This window comes from Scytonema hankhaensis NUACC26 (genome assembly GCF_045865695.1).
Lineage (GTDB): Bacteria > Cyanobacteriota > Cyanobacteriia > Cyanobacteriales > Nostocaceae > Scytonema.
Window position 1 is genome coordinate 20,182 of record NZ_BAACAP010000189.1, and the last position, 23,194, is coordinate 43,375.

General features: G+C 40.7%; 16 protein-coding genes. 6 read left to right on the plus strand and 10 right to left on the minus strand.

What is annotated here, in order from left to right:
• Positions 1-544 precede the first annotated feature (544 nt).
• From ACKTT2_RS19410 to ACKTT2_RS19430, 5 genes are all read right to left on the minus strand, one after another.
• Positions 545-730 carry a DUF6887 family protein gene (locus tag ACKTT2_RS19410; protein ID WP_407889894.1) on the minus strand — a complete coding sequence of 62 codons (186 nt, stop codon included), beginning with the start codon at positions 728-730 and terminating at the stop codon, positions 545-547.
• Entirely contained in the window at positions 723-824 is a 102-nt protein-coding gene (locus ACKTT2_RS19415; RefSeq protein ID WP_407889896.1) for a DUF6888 family protein, read from the minus strand. Before ACKTT2_RS19415 ends, ACKTT2_RS19410 begins: the two co-directional genes overlap by 8 nt.
• 9 nt (positions 825-833) lie before the next feature.
• Entirely contained in the window at positions 834-1,958 is a 1,125-nt protein-coding gene (locus ACKTT2_RS19420; RefSeq protein WP_407889898.1) for a substrate-binding domain-containing protein, read from the minus strand.
• 82 nt (positions 1,959-2,040) lie between these two features.
• On the minus strand, positions 2,041-2,769 hold the full coding sequence (locus ACKTT2_RS19425; RefSeq protein WP_407889900.1) for a hypothetical protein: 729 nt from the start codon (positions 2,767-2,769) through the stop codon (positions 2,041-2,043).
• A gap of 111 nt (positions 2,770-2,880) precedes the next feature.
• Positions 2,881-4,755, minus strand: a complete 1,875-nt coding sequence (locus ACKTT2_RS19430; RefSeq protein WP_407889902.1) for an extracellular solute-binding protein — start codon at positions 4,753-4,755, stop codon at positions 2,881-2,883.
• Positions 4,756-4,997: 242 nt separating this feature from the next.
• Between ACKTT2_RS19430 and ACKTT2_RS19435 the strand changes: the two genes are divergently transcribed.
• Complete coding sequence (locus tag ACKTT2_RS19435; RefSeq protein ID WP_407889904.1) at positions 4,998-9,449, plus strand: CBS domain-containing protein; 4,452 nt, start codon at positions 4,998-5,000, stop codon at positions 9,447-9,449.
• Here ACKTT2_RS19435 and ACKTT2_RS19440 read toward each other — a convergent pair.
• Positions 9,430-10,380, minus strand: coding sequence for a diguanylate cyclase (locus ACKTT2_RS19440; RefSeq protein ID WP_407889906.1), 951 nt, complete (start codon positions 10,378-10,380; stop codon positions 9,430-9,432). The genes ACKTT2_RS19435 and ACKTT2_RS19440 overlap by 20 nt on opposite strands.
• Before the next feature lie 586 nt (positions 10,381-10,966).
• Between ACKTT2_RS19440 and ACKTT2_RS19445 the strand changes: the two genes are divergently transcribed.
• Both ACKTT2_RS19445 and ACKTT2_RS19450 read left to right on the plus strand, forming a co-directional pair.
• A complete protein-coding gene (locus ACKTT2_RS19445) occupies positions 10,967-11,263 on the plus strand; it encodes a molybdate ABC transporter substrate-binding protein (protein WP_407889908.1) in 297 nt (98 codons plus the stop codon).
• Between the two features lie 264 nt (positions 11,264-11,527).
• Entirely contained in the window at positions 11,528-12,304 is a 777-nt protein-coding gene (locus ACKTT2_RS19450; RefSeq protein WP_407889910.1) for a sensor histidine kinase, read from the plus strand.
• A 234-nt stretch (positions 12,305-12,538) separates the two neighbouring features.
• On the opposite strand, the gene xylB is transcribed toward ACKTT2_RS19450, so the two are convergent.
• Positions 12,539-14,005, minus strand: coding sequence for a xylulokinase (gene xylB, locus ACKTT2_RS19455; RefSeq protein ID WP_407889912.1), 1,467 nt, complete (start codon positions 14,003-14,005; stop codon positions 12,539-12,541).
• A 9-nt stretch (positions 14,006-14,014) separates the two neighbouring features.
• Positions 14,015-15,511, minus strand: a complete 1,497-nt coding sequence (locus ACKTT2_RS19460) for a mannitol dehydrogenase family protein (protein ID WP_407889914.1) — start codon at positions 15,509-15,511, stop codon at positions 14,015-14,017.
• Positions 15,512-15,820: 309 nt separating this feature from the next.
• Between ACKTT2_RS19460 and ACKTT2_RS19465 the strand changes: the two genes are divergently transcribed.
• The 3 genes from ACKTT2_RS19465 (at position 15,821) to ACKTT2_RS19475 (ending at position 21,900) form a co-directional block, all read left to right on the plus strand.
• The gene (locus ACKTT2_RS19465; RefSeq protein ID WP_407889916.1) at positions 15,821-16,180 is read left to right on the plus strand and encodes an SDR family NAD(P)-dependent oxidoreductase; all 360 of its coding nucleotides are present in this window, start codon (positions 15,821-15,823) and stop codon (positions 16,178-16,180) included.
• Complete coding sequence (locus tag ACKTT2_RS19470) at positions 16,152-16,625, plus strand: SDR family NAD(P)-dependent oxidoreductase (RefSeq protein ID WP_407889918.1); 474 nt, start codon at positions 16,152-16,154, stop codon at positions 16,623-16,625. Before ACKTT2_RS19465 ends, ACKTT2_RS19470 begins: the two co-directional genes overlap by 29 nt.
• Before the next feature lie 346 nt (positions 16,626-16,971).
• The gene (locus ACKTT2_RS19475; RefSeq protein ID WP_407889920.1) at positions 16,972-21,900 is read left to right on the plus strand and encodes a PDDEXK-like endonuclease domain-containing protein; all 4,929 of its coding nucleotides are present in this window, start codon (positions 16,972-16,974) and stop codon (positions 21,898-21,900) included.
• A 308-nt stretch (positions 21,901-22,208) separates the two neighbouring features.
• Here ACKTT2_RS19475 and ACKTT2_RS19480 read toward each other — a convergent pair whose 3' ends face one another.
• Positions 22,209-22,442: a hypothetical protein gene (locus ACKTT2_RS19480; protein ID WP_407889922.1), complete on the minus strand. Its 234-nt coding sequence runs from the start codon at positions 22,440-22,442 to the stop codon at positions 22,209-22,211.
• Positions 22,443-22,796: 354 nt separating this feature from the next.
• Positions 22,797-23,180, minus strand: a complete 384-nt coding sequence (locus ACKTT2_RS19485) for a Uma2 family endonuclease (protein ID WP_407889924.1) — start codon at positions 23,178-23,180, stop codon at positions 22,797-22,799.
• Between the last annotated feature and the right edge of the window lie 14 nt (positions 23,181-23,194).

The following is a 23,194-nucleotide window of genomic DNA, read 5'->3' on the forward strand; positions in this document are numbered from 1 at the left end:
GAAAGATTTAGCATCTTTGAAAGGGATTGTCGAGCAATTTCTTTAAACACGTTTTAGTATTAGAGTACTACTTTACTTCTTGATAACCAAGTGAGAAAATAGGATCTAGGTTTAAGAGCCGTCTTCAATGAAAGAGCTTAAGTATTTTTATAACACTTTTAGATAAAAATGATACTTTACTTAGCTTCTCTTGCATTAAGGGCATATCAAAACTTTAAACTTTAGGGCGTTTATGCATTGTTACAGATTAGACAAAGTGAGAAAATTTTCTCGCTTGATTTTAAGCATAATATAAAAATGAATCGCCGTTAATTAAGAGAACTGAATTTTGGATCTGAATCGATTGGATATTTCACCTAATCATACTTCTGTATCACCCAAAGATTACCTATTTGATTGAACCGCAAAGACGCAAAGGACACGAAGAAAGAGGAGAAGAAAATCGGTAATCTTGTAGAGGAAAGGGAGTAGTCTTATCCTTACCTTTTTCGGCACAGTTTCGCCATCCTCTCCACTTCAAAATTGTGAAATTAGCATGACAAAATTAAGGTTCCTTGCCTTGGCGTCGTTTTTCTTCCAAACTTTCAACAAGTTCATCTACCGTAAGGCGTCTACCCTCACGGTGAATCCTCTGTCCTAGTGCATGAATTGCTTCGCTGTCATTGCGATGCTGCAAAACGTAGTTTCTTAATTCTTTAATGGTCATTTGCTCAAAATTAGGTTTAATCACGGTAATCAACCTCCCCTTTGTTATGAATCACTGCTTGAGTTTCTTCGCCAGCGATGATTATTAAGTCGCTAGTGCGATTATCAATACAAACCACACAATTCCATTAATTAGCCCTTTGCCAAATGCGTTGGATTTCGGCTTGAACCTGTGCTTTGGGAACTGGTACTGCTTTCACAGATGGATTCAGTTCCACGCCAGGAATATTCTGATTCCAAGGGCTGTTAGCAACTCCTTGCAAATTAACACCATTAATTGCTGGACGAAAACCGTACTGTATAAAGACTTTTTGTTGTTCGGGTTCTCTTATATAAGAGATAAAACTTTTCGCTGCACTGGCTGTTGCTGTATCTACATTTTGACGAAGAACTGCCGCAGTTGCTACCGTTTCAATGGTGGGGTCGAGGTAGTAAATTTGATAGGGTTTTCCTTGATTTTTACTAGATTGCTGCCATCGCAATAAGGCAAGACTTTCGTAAACAGTCGCTACATCGGCATCATTAGGAGCGCGAGCAATAAACTCTTGTAAAAGAATATCTGTAGAACGAGACGGTTGATAAACTGAACGCTTTATTGTTCCAAATAAGGAACTTACTGTAGGATTGCTAAAGTTAATATTATTAGGATTATCGCCACCAAATTTTGACAGCGACCACAAACTGAGAGTCACTTGACCGCTATTAGAACGGCTGGGATCGGTCATCATAAAATCAAAGCTTCCCCAACCTTTTTGACCGCCGATCGCTTGCCAATTTGAAGCTTGCATAGCTTGTTCTACCCGTTGCCAAGAAAAGCGACCATTGGGGAAAAGTACTTTACCTCGTTCCGACCAAGCAACACCAACTAGAAGTGTTTTAGCAATTGGTTGCGGTGATTCTATAAATGGATCGCTGTTATTTTGTGTTGTGTAGCGTTGGCGCAATTCATCTAAAAATTCCGATGAAGCAGGAATCAAGACAGTTGGCTTTTGTTCGTTTTTTTGGTCTATGTAATTATTAACAATATCTTGAGAACCTTGAAATTTGAGTTCTATTTTAATGTTAGGATTGTTTTGTTGAAATTTTGTTGCTAATTCTTGCAATGGAGCTTGTAATTCTGTACCGCTCACGATCGCAACTGTTTGCTGTAATCCCGGTATGGGAGCATAAGCTAAACCGAGTGCTGATAGAGCGATCGCAATGGAAGTTATTGTCTGTTTCCGCCGAAGCGATGAAGAGTTTTTAACAGTCATAGATGTATCTTCTAGTTGTATATTAAGTAATTGCTGGACTTGTGCTTCTACTAGTGGACGATGTGAAAATATTTTTTTCCAACTAACGACCCACTAAAATCTCCATATTCTCCTGGTAACTATTAAGCTCAGCACTTAAGGAACGTAACTCATTAACCTCCTCAAATTTAGTCAAATCGGAAGTACGCAGCTTATTTTGTAAATTCTGCAATATACCTGCAGTCTCTTGAATTAAAGTGTAAAGATTGACGAGTTGTGCTTGTCGAGTATCTTCACCAGCTTTTGCTAATTCAATATTGCGTTTTAAGCTATTTGCTAATTGCTCTAAATGTTGACGCGCAGCCCCAGAACTTACACTTAATTTATTTTGAACTTCTAACAATTGCTGCTGTAATTCTGTAGGAGAGAGCAAGGAATTATGACCTTGGACGCGCTGAGATAGTCGGTCAATTTTTTTTGGCAGTTCTGTAGCGCGATCGCAAGCCTCTTCAACAATCGCTAGTAACTCAATTTTAAAACTATCATCAGTTAACAAATGCTTGGCTTCTTGCCGTAAATCTCCCGATTTGTCAGCCAAATTTTTAGCAGCATTTTGTAGCATTTGTAATTCCTTTTGTAACTGTTGTTTTGCTAGTTTTTCCTCATTTGGTTCCCTAGAATTCAACAAAGCTGCCCCTACTGTTGCGACTAAAGCAGCAGTAGGTAATATAACAACATTAGGGATTTTAGCAAAACGAACACCAACAACAAGGACGACACCACCAACCAAGATACTGAGTGGGTAGAAAAGAGGATTTGCCAATTTAATCATTGTTTGAACCTAATTTAATTAATAATTTTTAACCGCAGATGAACGCGGATGCACGCTGATAAAAGAAAAATCCGCGTTCGTCTGCGTTCATCTGCGGTTCTAAACATTTCATTAAAACTCCACCTGTAATTCAGACATCAAAGTAGAAATTGTTGCCGGATCTCCCTTCCGATAGTAACCACCATTAACTCGAGCAATTTTCTTCAATGCTTCTGGATTAAATTCTCCTTCATTGCCATAACCAACAGTAAAAAAGGCAATTCTTTTGTCACTATTAAAGTTACTTTTGGCAAGTTCTTGCTGTAATTGCTCTAGGTTAATTGAAGACTCAGAATCTTCACCATCCGTCAAGATAACAACAGCATTAATAGCATCTTTGCGAAGATTGGATGCCAACCAATTACGTGCATAGAGAGCAGAATCATATAATTTAGTTCCACCATCTACTTGCAAACTAGCAATAAATTGCATCCCCCGTTCTTTCCCTTCAGGAGTTCCGTCAACAACAATGGGAGAACGAATGGCAGAATCAAAATCAACCAGAGCAATCTTTTCTTTTGGTCCTAGACTTTCAATATATTGACGTAAAGTACTTTGTACAGCAGGTAATTTATTCCCTTGCATAGAACCAGAAGAATCCACGACCACAATCACTTGTGAAGGTTTTTTGGCAAACTCTTGCCAAGATTTCAGCATTGCAGCCACCACTTCTGGTTGTGGGGGACGCAAAGAATCATATTTGGCATTGGGATCGACACCATATTCCGGGCTAAATTTTGCTCCCAACTCCACTCCAGGAACGCCCGGTCTCAAACCGAGTTCTGTTGCAATTTTCTGTGCTGGAGGGGATTGTAAATAAGCAATGACTTTTTCCGCCGCAGCTTTTTCATCTGCACTTACCCAAGGTGCATTGGGTATAATAGCCCGCATATTAGAGGTAAAGGTTGCTTTGGGATAAATAGCTTTGTAGCGGGTTTGACCGGGTTGTAAATTGGAGTTGGCTTTGATAACAGATGATTCGTAAACAGACGCCACAGATGCCCAAAAAGAACCATTTTTGACCATATCAGTTGCTAAAGCATCTGTAGAAACACCGTAGCGAGTGATTTTGGTATGAATATTTTGGATTTGGGTTTGGAAGTTTTGAACATCTGTTGCTGTCAGTTGTTCGGGACGCTTCCCAGAGACAGATACAAATTGGGCGACAAGAGTTTGCAAGCCGGAATTTGAGCGAGTTGGTGCGGATTGAACGAAGTAAATCGGTAGTGTGGGACTACTTGCATCGAGTTCTTTGTGGGTTTTTGCTTTGACTAATGCTTTATAGACATCTTCTTGCTTTTGCAATCCAGTTGCTACATCCGCAGGAACCATAAACACCATGGGGCTATTTGCTAGTAAAGGCGCATCGGTAATTTGAGGAATGTAGTTTTGTCCGGGAAAAATTTGATTGAACTGGTAGATTAATTGAGAGTGGTAAATTTCTCCGTCTAAAGAAACTAAACTAGGAAATTCTGGTGAGTCAGCTTGCAAACTTCCAGATTGAAGTTGCTTGGCTTTATTGACTAAGGTTGTAACTACATCGCCACTTCCCATCGCCTGACAACTTAAGTAGAAAGCTTTACCGTCACTCAGCTTGGGTTTTGTTTGATTGAACTGTTCTGCTGCTTGGTTACAGAATTGTTGTAAAGCACTACCGACTAAAAACTTAACTTCAAAACCATCTCTGGAGGCGGAATTTACTCCAGAAGCGCAACCACCCAGTAGGACAGCACCTAAGATAACACTAATATAGGAATTACGTATAGCCCCCCTTTTTAAGGGGGGTTGGGGGGATCTGCTTTTTAAGGGGGGTTGAGGGGATCTGCTTTTTAAGGGGGGTTGAGGGGATCTGCTTTTTAAGGGGGGTTGAGGGGATCTGCAACGTCTAGAATCCCAGAAAATAGGTTGAGCTTGCGTAAGTCTGGTAATATAATATCTTCTTTTCATAGTCTGAGTTCATAAATAGTTAACAGAAACATTGCGAAGGCATATTCGTATAGTTCCCCGAACTTTACTTCAGGTAACGGTTTTTAGTTAAAAATGGTTTTTTGGGTTATGTCTTTATAGATGAGCTAGTACTTAATCAAGCTTGTTGTGAGAATTTATGAAAAAGTTGAGTGGACATTGCTAGCTCTGTCAAGATAATGATTGAAAAATAAGTATTTTCTTTGATTCCTTCGATCTGTATTATGCCGATGCAACTACCTGATACCTCGCTGCTCTTCCTTTCAAGTGACTGTATCGATCGCCACTTTGTTGCGGTGGCTCCAGATGCTTCTTTATTTGACGCAGTTATGCTGATGAGTCAAGTAGGTCATATTAGCTCCAGCAAGGAGTCAGATACTAAACAAGAAAATACCGTTCGAGCAAGTTGCGTTTTGGTGTTGGATAACCAGCAATTGGTTGGTTTATTAACAGAGCGAGATTTAGTCAGGATAGCAGCAGAAGGGCGCAGTTTCGAGGAAACTAAAGTTTCTGAAGTGATGACGCAGCAACTGATTACGTGTCGAGAATGGGAAGCAACAGAGATAGTCAAAGTTATTCAATTACTCCGCGAGCACCGCATTCGCCATCTACCAGTTCTCAACGAGCAGAATCGACCTGTAGGGATCGTAACGCCAGCCAGCATCCGCACCATGTTGACACCAGCAGATGTACTCAAGTTTAGATACATTAAAGAAGTGATGTCATCAATTGTGATTTATGCATCTCCCACTGCGACAGTGCTTGAGTTGGCACAATTGATGACCTACCATCAGGTAAGTTGTGTAGTCATTGGGGAAGCGATCGCACCCGAAACCATTCGTCCCTTTGGAATTGTGACAGAGCGAGACATCGTCCACTTCCAATTCCTCCAACTTAAGTTGAATGAATTGCGAGCAGAACAGGTGATGAGTACTCCCCTGTTTTTGGTTAGCCCCGATGATTCCCTATGGGAAGCTCATCAAGAAATGCAGCGCCGGAATGTACGGCGATTAGTTATTGCCAATCGCCTCGGTCACCTTGTAGGGATCGTGACTCAAACAAGTATTTTGCACGCTGTTGATGTAAATGAATTGCACAAAATTATCACCGTATTACAGCAGCAAGTGCAGGAGCTGCAGAACGATAAAGTCAATTTGCTGAAATGTCTGACTAGTGAACTTAAACAACAAGTTAACGACCGTAACGCCCAACTATACGAACAGGGTCAACGGAACCAACTTTTAGCTGACATAGCACTTCGGATTCGAGCATCTTTAAGTTTAGACACAATTCTTCTCACAACTGTCACGGAAGTGCGCCAACTACTACACATCGATCGCGTAGTCATTTATCGCTTTGAGCCAGATGCAAGTGGAAAAGTTATTGTTGAATCGGTCACGCAACCAGAGTGGTCAATTTTTAATAGAGTTGTCGAAGATGAATGCTTCGTACAAACGTGGCTTGAGCCTTATCAAAAACGCCATTCTAAAGCTATAGACGATATTCACCGGGCTGGATTAAGCCCAAGCCATGTGAATTTTTTCACTCAGCTTCAAGTGAAAGCTAATCTTATAGTACCAATAGTGTTGGATGAGACGTTATGGGGGCTTCTCATTGCTCATCATTGTACTGATACTCGACAATGGCGATCGGAGGAAGTAGATTTTTTGGAAAACTTAACAGTACAGGTTGCAAACGCCATTCAACAAGCCACGTTGCTCGAGCAAGCCCAAAGAGCCAATGTCGAACTTGAAGCAAGAGTTGCGGAGCGAACAGCTCAATTGCGAGATGCTAATAAAAGTTTACTTGAAGAGCTCGTTCGCACTCAGCAAGCCGAAACCGCATTGAGAGAAAAGGAGGCGATACTACGTAGCTTCTATGACTCAGCGCCAATGATGATGGGTATAGTGGAACTATTTAATAATGACATTCTGCATTTATCTGATAACGCTACCACTGCTCGATTTTTTGGTACAACTTCAGAAGCAATGCAAAATCAACTAGCCAGTCAAATAGGTGTATCTCTAGAAGATATACGCACTTGGATAAGTCATTATCGGGAGAGCCAACATAGCGGTCAACCCGTGCGTTTTGAGTATCAGCACAACCAAGATGGAACGATGAAATGGTTATGCGCTACTGTTTGCTACATTGGTGGAACAGATGAAGAACGTCCTCGTTTTTCCTACGTGGTCGAGGATGTGAGCGATCGCAAACAGGCAGAGGAAGCATTAAGAGAAAGTGAAGAGCGCTATAGAGTCCTTGTCACCCATGCTCCTGTGGGCATTTACCAAACAGACGCACAAGGTAGCTGTTTATACGTAAATCCCCACTGCTCGGAAACGATTGGACTTTCAATGGTAGAAGCACGGGGTATGGGCTGGGTTCCTGCAATTCATCCCGAAGACAGAGAACGGGTTTTCAGTATATGGAGAAACGCCACTCAACAAGCGAGTCCTTTTGAGATGGAATATCGATACCGCAAGCCGGACGGACAAGAAACCTGGGTGTCGGGTCAAGCGGTCGCCATTTTTAACGAAGCAGGTGAAGTTGCCTACTATTTTGGCACAGAAATGGATATTACCGCTCGCAAACAAGCTGAAAAGGCTTTGCAACAGCAATTGCATAAGATGGTATTGTTACAGCAAATTACAGACGCAATCCGCCAAAATCTTAAAACACAGCATATATTTGAAACTTCTGCTATTCAAATCGGACAAGCGTTTGGTGTGAACCGCTGTCTGATTCATGCTTATGTCGCCGAACCAGAACCACAGTTACCTTTAGTTGCAGAATATTTAAGTGGAAATTACAAATCCATCAATAAAATCAAAATTCCTGTTGCAGGGAACCCTCATGCAGAAGCAGTGTTACAGCAAGATAGAGCAATTGCTACATCGGATGTTAATACTGAACCATTGTTTCAGTCCGTGCTTCACTTGTGTCATCAACTTCAAATCAAGTCAATGGTGTCTATTCGTACCTCTTATCAAGGGGAAACAAATGGTTTGATGGGATTACATCAGTGCGATCGGATTCGCGAGTGGACGCTTGATGAGATTGAGTTACTTGAAGCTGTTGCTGCTCAAGTAGGTATTGCACTAGCTCAAGCAGCTCTTTTGGAACAACAGACCCTTAGAAGCGAAGAACTGACTCATAAAAACTTTGCCTTAGAGCACGCTAAGCGAGAAGCGGAAACTGCAAATCGAGCCAAGAGCGAATTTCTAGCGAATATGAGTCATGAAATTCGTACACCCATGAATGCCATTTTGGGTTTTGCGGATTTGCTACAATCAGTTGTTAGCGAATCCCGCGCCCGTTGCTATTTGGACGTAATCGCTAGTAGTGGTAGAACTTTACTAGGGTTGATTAACGATATTCTCGACCTTTCTAAGATTGAAGCGGGAAAACTCGAACTTCATTACGAAACAGTCGATTTGCGATCGCTAATTCGAGAAATTTTGCAAATTTTTAGCCAAAAGGCAGTAGAGAAAGATTTAATTCTGCACGCGATCGTAGATGATAGTTTACCATCTGCCATTTTCATTGATGAAGTTCGATTGCGCCAAATTCTGTTTAATATTGTAGGAAACGCTCTCAAGTTTACAGAACGGGGATACATCCAAATATCTGTCCGTGCTAGGGTTTATTCTATTTCTGAGAATAAAAAAGTCTGGTTAGAAATGGCTGTTGAGGATACAGGAATTGGTATTGAGAAAGAGCAGCAGCAACATATTTTTGAAGCATTCGTTCAAAGTACTGGACAAAGCAATCGTAAGTATGGCGGGACGGGTTTAGGGCTAGCGATCGCTCGACGCTTAACTCATATAATGGGTGGAATGGTGTTACTTCAAAGTGAGTTGAGACGAGGTAGTATTTTCACCTTGGTTTTTCCAGAAGTGTCATTAGCTCAAACTGTAAAAGCGATCGTTCGGTCTCCCATAGATGATAATTTAAATCAATTTGCGCCTTGCACAATTTTAGTTGTGGATGATGTTGCCTCTAATCGAGAACTTATCAAAGGGTATTTTGAGAAAACGCATCATCTGCTGATATTTGCTGAGGATGGTAGAGAAGGGATTCGCCTAGCTCGGGTACATCACCCCGATTTAATTTTACTCGATCTCAAGATGCCCTGTATGGATGGAAAAGAAGCTGCACAAAATCTCAAACAGGATGAACAAACTCAAAATATTCCTATAGTGATTCTGACTGCTTTATCTCAGAGAGACGAACAATCAAAGCTCGAACAAATCTGTCAAGGATTTTTACATAAACCTGTTAGCCGTACTCAATTAATTGCAGAACTGAAGAAACATTTAAAACCTGCTTTTACAGTAGGTAAAGAGTTAGAGGAAAAAAGACAGCCATCTGACTGCAATAGTGTTTCTCAACCATTCCCCACCGCCACAATTAATTTGCCAGATTTATTAGTGAAATTGCAACAAGAGGAAGAAATAGTTTGGATAACCCTACGTAAAACATTGAAAATTCGAGAGTTAAAGCAGTTTATTCAGCGCCTAGAGCTTTGGGGAAGGGAGCATCAATGCCAGTTATTGTTAGATTATGTTGATTCCCTCAAAACTCAACTAGATACTTTTGATACGGAGAAACTATCTCAAACTATAGATAAGTTCCCAACTGTGAGGCACAGTCTTATAAAAGATCTGCAATAACTCGGTTACGACCTTGGTTCTTAGCACGATACAAAGCTTTGTCAGCACGTTGAAGCATCGCATCTACTGAATCGTCCCTCAAATGATAACTAGCCACCCCTATACTCACTGTGATGAATATCTGTTGTTCTTGCGCCAAAATTCCTGTCTTTTCAAGGTTCTCTCGTATACGATCGGCTACAATAATTGCCTCATCAATATCTGTTTCTGGTAGAAAAGCCACAAATTCTTCACCACCAAATCTGCCATAAAAATCAACCGTTCGCAAACAATTTAAAGACACTTGTGCCATAACTGTTAGCACTCGATCTCCAACAGCATGTCCGTAGGTATCATTAATTTGCTTAAAGCGATCTATGTCTAACATGAGTACAGAAAATACAATATTATATCGCAGAGAACGCTTCAGTTCCTGTTCTGCAAGTATCAACAAATGACGGCGATTAAAAACTTTAGTTAATGGATCTGTCGTAGCTAATCTTTCTAACTCTTGAATGAGTACCTTTTGTTCGTGCAGCAATTTTTTCAATTGCTCTCGTGCCAATTTCAATTCCAAATGAGTCCGTACTCGTGCAAGAAGTTCTGCCGCATGAAACGGTTTAGTAACATAATCAATTGCTCCTTTTTCAAAAGCTTGGAGTAAATCCTCTTGCTCGGTGCTAGCAGTGAGAAAGATAATTGGAATATCAGTTAAATCTAGATCGGCTTTCAGTTTTTCACAGACCTCCAAACCATTCATCTCAAGCATCATTAGATCCAATAAAATTAAATCTGGTTTAGCTGCTCTAGCACGTTCCAAAGCTTGCTGACCGCTAGAGGCAAAAGTTGTTTCATAACCTACATTCTGTAACATTTCTACAATAACTTGTAAATTTTTGCTGACGTCATCAACAACAAGAATTAAACAATCTTCTGGAAAAAACATCGTCATTATAGAAGCTCCAAGCAAATAAATTTCTGGCTGTTGCTAACTCTTTTGAGGTTAGAAATTCCACAATAACCGAGAATGAAGCAGAACTGTTTCACTCGTGAGATCAATTTTCTGTTTCCCCCCTTTATAAGGCTACGGTGTACACACAAGTCTAAAGCTAATAGACAAAGGTTTTAGTCTTCGTTTTACCCCACCCTAACCCTCCCCTTGCTAAGGGGAGGGAACTGGATTTTTTTTGTTTCCCCCCTTTCCAAGGGGGGATTAAGGGGGGTAATAATGTGATTAAAATCACAACTAACCACTTTTCAAACAACCTCTTAGAGATCCCCCATTATCCACGCCCTTACAGTTATATAACGTTGGTTATATTCTTTTTGATTCCACTAGAGGTGAATTTGCAGCACTTAGGTACTATTCCCCTATTTATCTGGGTAAAACTCCCTAATTTCAGTAATACTTCTATTGTTATTACAGAGATAAATTTATTACCTTATACACAGATGAATTTTTAGATCGTGCCAAGTGTAAAAACTAGGTATTCCTTAATTCTTTGGGTGTTTACTAAAACTAACCCGAACTTATCATAATGAAAAAAAATCCCTTTTTTTTTATATCAGTCTGCTCAACTATTTTGTCTGTATTATTGAATAGCTGTATCTCAGTTCAGAAAGAATCAAAATTTATTACCTTAACGGTATATGCTAGTGCTAGCCTAAAAAGTGCTCTAGCAGATATCCAAAAAATTTATAGCCAAGATCGTCCAAATATTAATTTTAAATATAAATTGGCTGGTTCTGGAACTTTAGAAAAGTTTATTGAACGGGGTGATAGAGGAGATATTGTAATCGTTAGCAACTCTCAAATCTGGCTCTTGCGTACTTAGCGTGCTATTTTTATAGGAAAATTAGCTTAAAATCCTTGTCTGGATTGTATTACAGCCATTATTACCTTTATAACAGTATTCTTTTCTAAAATTGAAACTAGAAGTGTCTGTAAGCCCTGCAAATAAAGCATAATTATAAATTTTAATTAAAATTTAGCACGCTATGTACGAAAGAACCCATCTCTCAATCAACTTATCCAACGAGTTGCAGAATATACTGAAGAATTGAATTTTGCTCAAAGTCAATTGATACAAACTGAAAAAATGTCGAGTCTTGGACAGATGGTTGCAGGTATTGCCCATGAAATCAATAACCCGATTAATTTTATTTATGGCAATATCGAACATACTAAAAATTACTTTCAAGATTTATTAGAAATCATACAGATTTACCAGCAGAAATATCTTCAAGTCGAAACTGAAATTGAGGAACGAGTTAAGGAAATTGATTTAGAATTTATCATTTCCGATTTGCCCAAAATTTTATGTTCTATGAAAATGGGTACTGAACGTATCCGTCAACTCGTGTTATCTTTACGAAACTTTTCTCGTCTCGATGAAGCAGAGGTAAAATACGTTGACTTGCACGAAGGAATTGACAATACATTATTGATTCTCAATAATCGGATCAAAGATAAAATTGAAATTATCAAAAAATATGGGGAGTTACCATTAGTAGAGTGCTATCTAGCACAAATAAACCAAGTATTTATAAATATACTAAATAATGCGATCGATGCTCTAATTAGCGCTAGAGAACAATTACAAAAACAAATTGTGATTCAAACACAACTTATTGCTTCAGACTCAATTCAAATCAAAATTAAAGATAATGGTATAGGCATTACTTTAGAAATTCAAAACAAAATATTCGACCCTTTCTTTACTACGAAGCCAGTGGGTTCTGGAACAGGTTTAGGATTATCTATTTGTTATCAAGTTATGGAAAAGTATCAAGGCAAAATTGTTGTCAACTCGCAACTCAATCGAGGAACAGAATTTGCTATCTCTCTTCCAATTAAACAACTCCATTCTTCTTAGTAAAAGTTAAATTCAAAAAGGAAGTATCTCACATCTTGCACCAAAGTATTAATACTGAGTTTTTGCGTTTTTAATAAATATGTATTTTTCTCAACAACACCAAAAACTAGAAATTCTAGCCTGCTAGTCACGGTTCGTTTGTATAGCCTCACCCTTCTAGGGTGTAGGTGCAAGATATCAGGTATGGCTGCTAATGTAAGAGCAAACATATAAGAAGCGCTATAAATGTCCCGATTAACGAACTGCTTTTAAGGCATCATAAAGTAGCTTATATCGCTTAAACCCTGCTTCATACAAAGGATTCGCCTGCGGCTGTACCACATGACTATCCTGCGGTAGGATCTTGAAAGCAGCTTCTAAGTTCGGGTAGACACCAACCCCCACCATTGCCAAAACAGCTGCTCCGTAAGCAGCTCCTTCTTCGGCTTTGGGAGCAATGAGTTCTATTTGCAAAACATCGGATAAAATTTGTAACCAAATGTTAGAGCGTGCTCCTCCACCCGTTGCCAAGAGTTGATGAACGGGTGCGATCGCGCTGATAACTTCCAACGCTTCCCGCAGGCTGAAGGCAACTCCCTCTAGAACAGCACGAGTTATATCTGCTTGCGTGTGAGCTAATGACAGATTCACGAAAGTACCCCGAGTATTTGGATCGAGGTGGGGACTGCGCTCTCCTGACAGATGGGGCAGAAATAAAATACCACGCGCTCCGGGCTGCGATCGCTCTGCTATACCCATCAGCTCGGTATAGGATATATGTGGTGCAAATGTATCTCGATACCAACGTAGAGAACCACCAGCCGCGAGTGTCACTCCCAGCAGATGATAGCCCCCATCCACATGACAGAACAAATGTACCCGACCATTTGGATCGGGAATTGGGCGATCGCACGGTGCAAAAATAACTCCCGATGTGCCAATACTCAAACTACCTCGGTTCAGGTTGCTTGATGAGATGCCCAAACCGATGGCTGCGGCTGCATTGTCACCCCCGCCTGCAACCACAGGTAATCCTACAGGTAATCCCACCCGTGCGGCTATTTCCGATCTCAGCCGTCCGGCGATCGCAGTAGATTCGATAATCGGGGGGAACAACGCTGGATCGATCCTGAGAGCATAGAGAATATCTGTATCCCATTGCCGATTCGCCAGTTTCAGACACCCAACACCAGATGCATCAGATGGTTCTGTCACTGGCTCGCCTGTTAGCACATATCCCAAATAATCTTTTGGCAAAAGAATCTTCCACAGTTGAGCATAGGCTTGTGGTTCTTCACTCCTCAACCATAAGAGCTTCGGCAGTTGAAACCCGGTAATTGCAGGATTTCCAGTGCGCTGGATCGACTCCTGACGGGGAATGGTGGCTTCAATTTCAGCAACAGCTTTACCCGTGCGCTGGTCATTCCACAAAATTGCCGCTCTAATTGCTTTGCCTTCTCCGTTCAGAGGAACCATGCCGTGCATTTGTCCGGACAAACCTAGGGCAATTGCTCGGTGTCCCTCCAGCTGATGAGTCACATCGAACAGAGCATCCAAACTTGCTTCGACCCAATCTGATGAGTTCTGTTCCGTCCAACCGGGTTGTGGAGTTAACAGGGGATAGCTTCTGGTTGCCTGAGCGATAATTTTACCTTGTAGGTCAACTGCGATCGCCCGCACTCCTCCTGTACCCAAGTCTAAGCCAACTACGATGTCGGTCAATTGCCCCTCCTAAATTCTCAGAATTTGGGCTAATGTTTCTTTAGCTCCAAGTTCATACAAACTGTGTAAATGGTTTGTAACTGAATCGACAAAACGCGACGACTGCGATAAATCGCCAAAAATTTCAGTTAAGCTGAGTAATGGTTTGGGATCGGAGCTACCAGAAAGAGCTAGTTGAGTCAAGATACCTGCCATTGGGTCATCAATGGGAATGGAGTTACCTCGGTCATCCCGTGCATTGAGGTAACGGAACCACGCAGCAACTGTGAGGTTCATGTAATCGATCGCTCCTCCTTGCCGCAGCGCGTCACGGAGCGAGCCGAGAACAAATTTTGGCATTTTGGCGGAGCTATTGAGGCAAAGACGCGGCAGTTGGTCCCGAATCTTGGGATTGGAAAAGCGTTCAATTAGGGTTTTTTTGTAATCGTCTAAATCGATCCCAGGTACGGGTTGGAGTGTGAGCGTAACTTCTGCCATCAAATTATCAACCGCTTGCCGGATCGATGTATCAGCCATGACCTCATGGACATAAGTGTAGCCGACTATTGTGCCGAGATAACCAATTAACAAATGGCTGGCGTTGAGCAACCGGATTTTCATCATCTCGTAGGGATGAACATCATCGGTCATCTGGACGCCAACGGCTTCCCAATCGGGTCTACCCGCACAAAACTTGTCTTCAACTACCCATTGGAGAAACGGTTCGGCAACAACTGGGAAGGCATCATCAATGTTAAACTGTTCTGCCACCATTTTGATATCTGCTGGGGTTGTGGCGGGAGTAATGCGATCGACCATGCAGTTGGGGAAGGCTACTTGTTCGGCAACCCAACTTCCTAACTCGGGATCGCGCATTTGGGCAAATGCAGTTAACATTTTGCGGGCAATATTGCCGTTGCCTTGCAAATTGTCGCAGGATAACACAGTAAACGGTGCTAGTCCCTGTTGGCGGCGTCGATCGAGTGCTGCCGTCAAAAAGCCATAGACTCCAATTGGTTCATGAGGATGCTGCAAATCATACTGGATCGTTGGGTGATTGGCATCAAATTCACCGCTACCTTCTATGTAGTAGTAACCTCCTTCCGTAATAGTCAGCGTGACAATGCGGCATTTAGGATCTGCTAATGCCTCGATCGCTGCCTGACGGTTATCTGGTGCGTACAGATATTGCGTAATTGCACCAATGACACGAGCGCGATCGCCATCCGGTGACCGTTCGACTAAGGTATACAAACAATCTTGAGAATCCAGTGCATCCCGCATCCGCTTGTCAAATTCCAATAGACCAACCCCACAGATTCCCCAATCACTGCCGGGATGCTGATGCAAATAATTATCGAGGTATAATGCCTGATGTGCTCGATGAAACCCACCTACACCAATATGCACAATTCCATTGGTGATTTGGTGGCGATCGTAATTGGGTACGCGGACGTTATTCGCTAAACGAGACAGGGATGCTTCATTGAGCTTGATTGCTGAGCCTGTGCTGATATTGCTGTTCATGAGATTTATCAAGGGTTACATAAGTGCACCAAAAGTAAGACCTCTGACTAATTGCCGTTGACTCAGCCAACCAAAGATGAGGCACAATCATCCACAGCAGAAGGACAACGACCAAAGGCGCAACCAGAGGTAAGGTTGATACTTGACGCCTAGTCCGTTGCTTACTAGGTGGTGGCGTTTCGCGTTAGCGAATCAATTAAATTTTTAATTTTATGCTCTATTTTTAGGCAAAAGCCCAATAATAGAATCATACTAATCCCATCTCAATGAGAGGCATTTGCAACAATTCTTCAATAAGACGTTGATAGTATGACAGCAAAAGCAACCTATCAGTTTGCAGGCAAGACTATCCTAATTACGGGTGGTGCGGGAGATATTGGCAAGGCAACTGCACACCGTTTTGCCGCTAATGGCGCTGGTGTAGCCCTGCTGGATTTGAATGAATCGAAGATGGCAGATGTAGCTGAGGAACTAAAAAAGTACAATATTCCAGTCGGTACATTTCGCTGCAATGTTACATCTGCTGATGATGTTGCCAAAGCTTTTACTGGTGTTATGAAGCAGCTTGGGCATATTGATTATGTGTTTAACAACGCGGGCTATCAAGGAATGTTTGCGAAGACTGACGAGTATCCCGAAGATGACTTTCATGCATGTCATCGATATTAACGTTGTTGGCGTTTTTCACGTTCTTAAGGCAGCTGCACAACATTTGCGGGATGCAGGTCTCGGCGTCATCGTCAATATGGCAAGTTATGCAGGGGTAGTTGGTCCGCCAAATATGCTGGCATATGCTGCTTCAAAGTTTGCTGTCATTGGAATGACTCAGACGGCGGCGAAAGACTTGGCTCCTTACGGCATTCGGGTGAATGCGCTCTCTCCTGCGCTCATCGGTCCTGGTTTTATGTGGACGCGGCAAACAGAATTGCAGGCAGCAGTGGGTTCCCAGTACTTTGATACCGATCCCAAGGTAGTTGAGCAACAGATGATTAATTCAGTACCGATGCGCCGTTTGGGTAGCCTGGACGAGGTTGCCAATGGGGTAGCATTTCTGATGAGCGACGAAGCAAGCTACATCACTGGATTCAACTTGGAGATTACTGGGGGGCAGTAAAACTTTAAAGATATTTGAGCAAAAGTTCTGTCTATGGGCATATCATCAAATTAATGCGATCGCTCTTTTGATAGGTACATAGTCTTTAAAGGTGGGATATGGAAGAACCTTTCTTGGAGCAGCGCGATACTAGCAAACCGGGCTGATTACTGATGAAAGTGCGGCTCACGCAATTCTTACTAAAATTTAGTGACTTACCTGCCTAATGAGAAAGCAATATAGCTTTTTGCTTATAGAAATCGACTTTACTGATTTTCCCTGAGGGAGCTGTTTGCTAACGAATACTTATGCAAGAAAGCGCTGTTATACTATAGGATAGCATCTCTAATTTACCAAAAAACCTAAAATGCGACAGTCCACTCCAGGTTCTCAATCAAACCTTATTCAAAAAATTGCTAAGTGGAAAGCTGGACTGGCTGACTTGGGACGACGAAACCCTCTGATCAAATTCCGGCAAGATAGCCCTCGAATTTTAGAAATTCTGACAGAGGAACCAGATCTTCTCTTCAAACACCTTACAGAAGAGAAGAAATCGCTTCCTTTTCAGATGATAGATAGCGAATATCAAGAGATTTTCCAGTCAAGAAGACTTAAAGCATTACCAACAGAAAAAAATCTTCTTGAATTAAGAACTCGTCAAACAGGTAACGAGCAACTGAAACGGCTCAAAAAATTGCGTGCTGAGGCGCGAAAATCATTTGAGGAACGAGGAGTAAATAGCTTGTTTCTTGCATTTGGAACTTTGGCTTGGTACGACAAGGATAAACCAGACGATGTTTTGCTTTCACCACTGATTCTGGTTCCTGTGGAATTAATAAAAGAACCTAAACGAGATATCTATAAACTATCTATTCTTGAGGAAGATATTGCATTCAATCCAACGTTAGCACAAAAGTTAAAGCAAACTTTTGGAATCGAGTTTACAGAGGGAGAATCTTTACAAGGAATAAGCTACGGTGAACTGTTTGCCCAGATCCGCAACTTGCTAGCAGAGCAAAATAAATGGCAAATAAAAGAAAATGTGTTTCTCTCATTGTTTTCCTATGCCAAAGCCGCAATGGTTCGGGACTTGATCGAAAATGAAGCTCGAATTTTTTCCCATCCCATATTACAGGCGATGGGTGGTGATTTGAGCACATATCAGTCTAACTATAAAGAACCATTGCCTGCATCTGCTCTTGATTCACGCATTAAACCCGAACAAACATTTCAAATTCTTGATGCTGACTCTAGTCAGCAAGTCGTTATTGAAGCAGCTAAGGCTGGTTCGAGCTTTGTTGTTAAAGGTCCACCAGGAACGGGCAAAAGTCAAACTATTGTCAATATGATTGCTGAACTGGTTGGTGATAGTAAATCAGTTTTACTAGTTGCAGAAAAAGAAACAGCACTGAATGTAGTTCAAAAGCGTATTGCAGAATGTGGTCTAGAGCATTTGTGCCTTAATCTCCATCATAGCAGCACAACAGACAAACGGAAACTGGTTAATAATTTATCGCAAACCATTACCTATATTGAACAAATTAATGAGCAAAACGATCGCTCTTTTTTCTTTGAACAACTCGTTTCTAATCGTCAATCCATAAATTCATATCTTACGAGTTTACATACCAAAGAGCCGCCTCTAGATAAATCAGCATTCGAGATATTTGGGGAACTTTTGAGAAAACAACATGAAGCAGTACCAAGCTTAAATATTGTATTTTCTAAATACCATGATTGGAATCAAAATAGGTTACAAAAAGCCAAAATTTTATTAAATGAATTAGCGAAGTTTTTACCCTTCTTCAAAGGAGAACAAACAACCGTTTGGGCAAAAAGTTCTCTCGATACTTATTCCTATGAACTTGAATTGGAAATAAAGGATAAAATAGAGGAATTTCAGCAAGCGTTATTTTCTATCCAAAAACTTAATCCACAATTACAAGAGACTCTACAAGTTCAACCTTTAGAGAATTTAGAATCTCTGGAAAGCTTCTATCCAGCCTTAGCCTATATACTAAAGGCTCCATCTAATTTGCCTGAAATTTGGGTTAGAGTAGATATTTCTACTGCTCGGGATGCGTTGATTCTTTTGCAAGAAGACGTTAAAGAAATTGAAGAGAATAAACTTTCGCAAGAAGTACAAAATTTATTGACTCGGCTTTCTTCATTTTTACCCTTTTTAAAAGGAGAGAAAACAACTGTTTGGGCAAAAAGCACCTTAACATCTTTTTCTGAGCAACTGGAATTAGAAATCACTCAAAAAATAAATAAACTCCAACAAGCAATTTCTTTGATTCAGACAGCTAGTCATCAACTTCAAATAATTCTAGGGATTGAACCTTTATTAAATTTGGAAGATGCAGAAGCTTGCTATCCTCCTCTTAAACATATATTAAAAGCTCCATCAAATTTACCTACAAATTGGACTAGGACAGATAAAATATCTGCTCAAAATGCCTTTAAGAAATTGAAAGAAGATGTAAAGTTTCTGCAAGAAAATGAGCCGATTTTAAAACAAAAATATCATGCAGAATTATTTTCTTCAGAATTGCCTGCTTTAGCTAATAGATACCAGAAATATAGTCGATTTTGGCTTATTAGAGTTTTTAATCCCAGCTACAGGCGCGATATCAGGCTTTTGAAAAAGCTAAGTACTAAAAAGGGGCAGATTTCCCACAACGAATTAAAACGTGATTTAGCACAAGCAGTTCAAATACAAGCCGCACGAAACGAACTATATCAAAGCAATTACCCAGCTAGTCAACTTTTTGGCTCTTTATTTAACCCAGAAATTTCTAGCGAAGCAGAATTGAAACCGATTGAACAGGCTTTAAGTTGGTTAATTGCCTTACAAAATTATTCACTTCCTGCTGACTCCGTTCAGCGCGCTATCAATTCTCCCTCTACATTTAGCGAACTAGCTGAATTAGTTAAGAAAATTGAATCCCTTCCTGAAGATATTAGACAGGGCATTCATTTCCTGTTGTTATACTTTAATGAGACTGATATTATTGGTCAATATCTGCCTCACAACCAAATTTTATTTACCGAACTAGCAAGTTTTTTAAGCCTAGCTCAATCTGACTTAGCCCATTTCCAAGAATGGTTGATCTACAAAGAAACTTATGAAAAGCTTGAAAAGCTCGGAGCTAAAAAGTTCTTAGACGCTTTGCGAGACAATAAACCTAATCCTATTGAGTCTGTGCAAAATAGGCTACGTCTAGTTGATTACCTACCTCATCAGGTTTTTGGCTGTTTGTTTAATCCAGATGTTTCTAGCCAAGCAGAACTAAGACCCATTGAACAAGCTTTAAATTGGTTGACTGGCTTACAAAAGTATTCGCTTTCGGCTGATTCCGTTGAACGTGTTATAAACTCTCCCTCTAGACAGCGCGATCTGGCTGAATTAGTTAAGAAATTTGAATCAATTCATAACAGTATTAGGGAAGGACTAGAGTTTTTATTGTCATATTTTGATGAAACTGACATTACAAGTTCTTACTTACTGCGTCATCAAATTCCCTTTGCCAAACTAGAAGCTTTCTTGAACTTGGCTCACTCTGAACTACCTTATTTTCAAGAATGGTTAACCTATAAAAAAACCTATCAGCAACTTGAAGAGATGGGAACTGATAAGTTTTTAAATGCTGTACGTGATAACAAAATAGATTCTAAACTTTGGTTCCCAATTCTAGAGAAGCTGATTTATCAAACCTGTCTTGATGCAATTCTTGCCAGAAAGCCTGAATTGAAAAATTTTAATGTTGAAATACACGAACGGCTAATCAAGGAATTTGGTAAACTCGACTATAACCAACTAGATGCTGCTAGAGAACGTCTAAAAAAACTTCACGTGCAACGTTGGAAAAATTGGGAAAAAACCTCATTGGCTCAAGCTGAGTTGCCAAAGCTGAAAAAAGAAGCGACTAAGAAAAGACAACATTTGCCTATCCGTAAAATCCTCAACGACACACAAAAGGGGATACCAAATCTAGTCAAAGTCTTGAAGCCTTGCTGGATGATGAGCCCGCTTTCAGTTAGCCAATACATCAATGCAGATGTAGTTCATTTTGATGTTCTCATTTTTGATGAAGCATCTCAGCTGCGTACAGAGGATGTAGTTCCTGCGATTATCCGTTCTAATCAAGTGATTGTAATTGGCGATAATAAACAACTTCCTCCCACATCATTCTTCTCAACCGGAGACAGCGAAGAAGATATCAATGATGAGGATGATGCAAGCTATGAAAGCGTTTTGGATGAATGTTCAAGTTTTATGTTTAGGCGAACCCTGAAATGGCATTACCGCAGTCAAGATGAACGGTTGATAGCTTTTTCTAATAAACATTTTTATGACTCTCAATTAGTTACATTTCCCAACCCAGTTCAGAATTCAGATTTGGGCGTTTGGTTTAAGTATGTTCCTAATGGAGTCTACGATCGCGGTGGACGCAGAGATAATCGACGGGAGGCTGAAGTAGTTGCTCAGTTGGCGTTAGAGCATTTTCAAAAGTTTCCCGAACAATCTCTTGGTATTATTGCGTTTAGCGAAGCCCAATCCGATGCAATTCAGGAGCAAATTGAGATTTTAGGCAAAAACAATCCCGATTTTGAGACTTTTTGCAGCGATAATTCACCTCAGTTTTTTCTCAAAGCACTGGAAAACGTTCAAGGTGATGAGCGAGATACAATTATACTTAGTGTAGGCTATGCTCGTGACGAGCAAGGTAAGCTTTCTCTTAACTTTGGCCCCCTTAATCGCCAAGGTGGAGAACGACGGCTGAATGTAGCTGTCACACGGGCAAAAAGCAAAATTACACTAGTTTCTTCCATACAAGCTGGTGACATCGATTTAACACGTACTCAAAGCCAAGGCATAAAATTACTGCGTGATTACTTGGAGTACACCGCGAGTGGTGGAGAAAGACTGCAAGGCAACTTCTACACAGATACGCTTCGTTTTGACTCGCCATTTGAAGAAGATGTCTATCATACCTTAGTCCAGCAGGGATACACTATACGTACCCAAGTTGGATGCTCAGACTACCGGATTGACCTGGCTGTAGTCAATAATAACCGCCCAAGTGAGTTTTTATTGGGGATTGAGTGTGATGGTGCATCTTACCATAGTTCACCCACTGCAAGAGATCGCGATCGGCTAAGACAACAGGTGCTTGAAAGGTTAGGTTGGAAAATTCACCGGATTTGGTCAACAGACTGGTTTCGTAACAAGTCTGCTCAAGTTCGTTTCTTAATAGAAAAAATTGAACAACTACAACACATGAATAGCTAATTTTACAGCAAATGAAATGTAAAATCTTGTACTTCCGCTCGTAGTTGCGCTGTCTCTACCTGCGGAACCTTAGCGGCGAACACGCTTGTTGCAACTACAAATTGTTAATAATTATTTGCACCGACTTACTTACAGCATTTTTCAGGTAAATGAAGTACATCGTAGGGGCGCAATGCCTTGCGCCCTTATAAGAATCTGTATGTACCTCATGTAGTTGCAACGGTAAAGCCATTCTTTACAATTTTTGGCTTCTCCAGTGTTACTGGAAGAAGGCACTAAACCAAGTACCCCTATATTTAAGAAAACTATCATTCTTTGGAGTAAAGTTTATAACCGGATGGTCTTTCATTATCAATGATTTCTTTAAAAATTTCAAATTGTCTTTCTCTTTCTTTTGCTTCTTCGTCTGAAACTTCTTCTTCAAGCCAACTTTTCAATAGTTTCATTACATCTTGATTTTTCTGAAGTTGTTCTTCTGGTGTTTCACCCTTATGTTTTAAAAAGGGTTTGAAAGAATTTTTAAAAGCAGGTTCTAATGTCATATTTGTTACTTGAACTACAGTTAATAAGAGGATGTTTGAAAAGTAGCTGGCTGTCATTTGAATCACATTATTACCCCCCTTAGTCCCCCCTTTACAAGGGGGGAAATTAAGAGAAATTCAGTTTCCTCCCCTTTATAAAGGCTACGGTGTACACACAAGTCGAAATTACCCCCCTCTTAGTCCCCCCTTGGAAAGGGGGGAAACTCAATTTCCAGTTCCCTCCCCTTTATAAGGGGAGGGTTAGGGTGGGGTAAAAAATATTTGCTACATCAATCATGACTTTTAAAACATCCTCTAAATGTATTTAGCCATAAATATAAGAGAAGTGACATTATCAAAACTTAACTCTTCTAATCAAGCCCTTTGTTCCCGGCAAAACTGCCTGACAGCCCTGATAACAGTTAAATCTGTCCCAGTTCTTCTTAACTGTAGCCACTGATTCAACTGTTCTGCACTAATTAAAGGAAATGCTCGACTGATAGGTGAATCAACATACTTCCCTTCTCGCAGTTGTTTGATTTTGATTGTTTCTTGTTGATAAAGCCACACTTCAGGAACTAACATCGCCCGGTAAATGCCTAGCTTACTATCTGACTTGTTTGCAATATCAACTTCTAAAGCAAGATCTGGTGGTAAGTCTTCAGGAATTGTTTCACCAAGCCCTTGTCCTGCTTGGGCATTTTGAATGTAGAAACAGCTATCGGGTTCAATACCTTTTACTAGGTTTTGCCGATTCATTGTCATCGATCCCA

Bases quoted from the DNA above. Each gene is read 5' to 3' on its own strand.
- ACKTT2_RS19465 (WP_407889916.1), top strand. From the start codon at position 15,821: ATGACAGCAAAAGCAACCTATCAGTTTGCAGGCAAGACTATCCTAATT.
- ACKTT2_RS19440 (WP_407889906.1), bottom strand. From the start codon at position 10,380: ATGACGATGTTTTTTCCAGAAGATTGTTTAATTCTTGTTGTTGATGAC.
- ACKTT2_RS19435 (WP_407889904.1), top strand. From the start codon at position 4,998: ATGCCGATGCAACTACCTGATACCTCGCTGCTCTTCCTTTCAAGTGAC.
- ACKTT2_RS19450 (WP_407889910.1), top strand. From the start codon at position 11,528: ATGTCGAGTCTTGGACAGATGGTTGCAGGTATTGCCCATGAAATCAAT.
- ACKTT2_RS19460 (WP_407889914.1), bottom strand. From the start codon at position 15,511: ATGAACAGCAATATCAGCACAGGCTCAGCAATCAAGCTCAATGAAGCA.
- ACKTT2_RS19475 (WP_407889920.1), top strand. From the start codon at position 16,972: ATGCGACAGTCCACTCCAGGTTCTCAATCAAACCTTATTCAAAAAATT.
- ACKTT2_RS19430 (WP_407889902.1), bottom strand. From the start codon at position 4,755: ATGAAAAGAAGATATTATATTACCAGACTTACGCAAGCTCAACCTATT.
- ACKTT2_RS19480 (WP_407889922.1), bottom strand. From the start codon at position 22,442: ATGACATTAGAACCTGCTTTTAAAAATTCTTTCAAACCCTTTTTAAAA.
- ACKTT2_RS19445 (WP_407889908.1), top strand. From the start codon at position 10,967: ATGAAAAAAAATCCCTTTTTTTTTATATCAGTCTGCTCAACTATTTTG.
- ACKTT2_RS19485 (WP_407889924.1), bottom strand. From the start codon at position 23,180: ATGAATCGGCAAAACCTAGTAAAAGGTATTGAACCCGATAGCTGTTTC.
- ACKTT2_RS19470 (WP_407889918.1), top strand. From the start codon at position 16,152: ATGACTTTCATGCATGTCATCGATATTAACGTTGTTGGCGTTTTTCAC.
- ACKTT2_RS19420 (WP_407889898.1), bottom strand. From the start codon at position 1,958: ATGACTGTTAAAAACTCTTCATCGCTTCGGCGGAAACAGACAATAACT.
- ACKTT2_RS19425 (WP_407889900.1), bottom strand. From the start codon at position 2,769: ATGATTAAATTGGCAAATCCTCTTTTCTACCCACTCAGTATCTTGGTT.